The organism is Vibrio sp. 10N.247.310.17 (assembly GCF_041466605.1).
Lineage (GTDB): Bacteria > Pseudomonadota > Gammaproteobacteria > Enterobacterales > Vibrionaceae > Vibrio > Vibrio tasmaniensis_A.
Genome location: NZ_JBFSTC010000220.1, coordinates 1 through 1,348, shown reverse-complemented (window position 1 = coordinate 1,348; position 1,348 = coordinate 1). Strand labels below are relative to the sequence as shown.

Genomic DNA, 1,348 nt, shown 5'->3' with positions numbered 1-1,348 from the left:
GGCTCTTCTCCGCTTAGATGAGTCTATAAATTAACAATAAAATCAATAAAGCATTGATTTATAATTACTTCCTGTCTTATATCTTAGTGTTGTAGTTTGTCGTTATTATCTTCCGCTCTATTTAATTTTAAAGGTCAATCCGTACAGTCTGTAACGCTCGAAGAGTGCACTCATTCAGTACTCGTCAAATGCAAGCGAGACAGACGCTGTAAAGTCGTTGACCCTGAGACTGGAGCACCGCGTACCGTCGACCACTATGTTCAACGTCGCCTGTCAGATTTACCTGTAAGTGGTCGCCCTTGCGTAATAGAAATTGAACTGGCTCAGACGAGAGATAAGCTCGGCCGAAGATTGATTGAAGCCACTGATTTTGTTGATAAGGGTGGTCGCTATACCAAGAGATTCTGTCACTTTATTAGTGGACTATGCCGCTATATGAGCATCCATGCAGTGTCTAAGCATTTAGACATTCGCTGGGAAACCGTGAAAAATATCGATAAAGCATTTCTGTTATCTACCTTGCCCGCTTTAGAGCCTAAGAAGTTGACCAACCTTGTTCATATTGGCGTTGATGAAGTCGCCAGGGCTAAAGGCCATGACTATATGACCGTTGTTTATGATCTGGTTTCAGGACAACTTATCTGGGTTGATCATGGACGGACTTCAAACGTACTCATCAACTTTTTTGAACAATTATCACCACAAACGAGAGACGGCATCCAAGCGGTATCAATGGATATGGGTCAATCTTACCAATCAGCGGTGAGAAAGGCTCTTCCGAATGCAGACATCGTTTTTGACCGGTTTCACGTTATGCAGAACTACTCTCTTCTGATAAGGAAAGAGCGTAATAAAGCGTTTAGGAGAGGAACGCATGACGAGAAAAAAATGCTTAAGGGGACGCTATTTTTACTCCTCAAAAATGCGCCGAAATTAAGCGATAAGCAGTCAGATAGGCTGGATGATTTACTTGAAAGCAATAAGACACTTTGTACTATTTATATGCTCAAAGAGCAGCTTCAAGCCTTATGGAATGAACGTAATTTTGACTTGATGATCGCAGCGCTTGATGCGTGGTGCCAGCTTGCTAAAAATACAAGGATCTTATCTCTCATCAACTTTGCAGATGCGCTTTGGGAGAGAAGAGTTGGGATCTGCAATTATGCAAAATATAGGCTAACGAATGCCCGAGTTGAAGCTGGGAATGTATCGATAGGCCTTCTTAGGCGGAGAGCTCGAGGAGTAAGGGATACTGATTACTTTAAATTGAAGATTAGACAAACCTCAATCCTAGAAACTCACTCTACCTTTTACCCAGAAATCAAGCTCATCTAAGCGGAGAAGAGCC

The 1,348-nt window shown here is 42.2% G+C and carries 1 protein-coding gene; it reads left to right on the top strand.

Features of this window, described 5'->3' with window-relative positions; translation table 11 throughout:
• The first annotated feature begins 96 nt into the window (after positions 1 to 96).
• A complete protein-coding gene (locus AB6D80_RS24975; RefSeq protein WP_115339201.1) occupies positions 97 to 1,335 on the top strand; it encodes an ISL3 family transposase in 1,239 nt (412 codons plus the stop codon).
• The last annotated feature ends 13 nt before the right edge of the window (positions 1,336 to 1,348 follow it).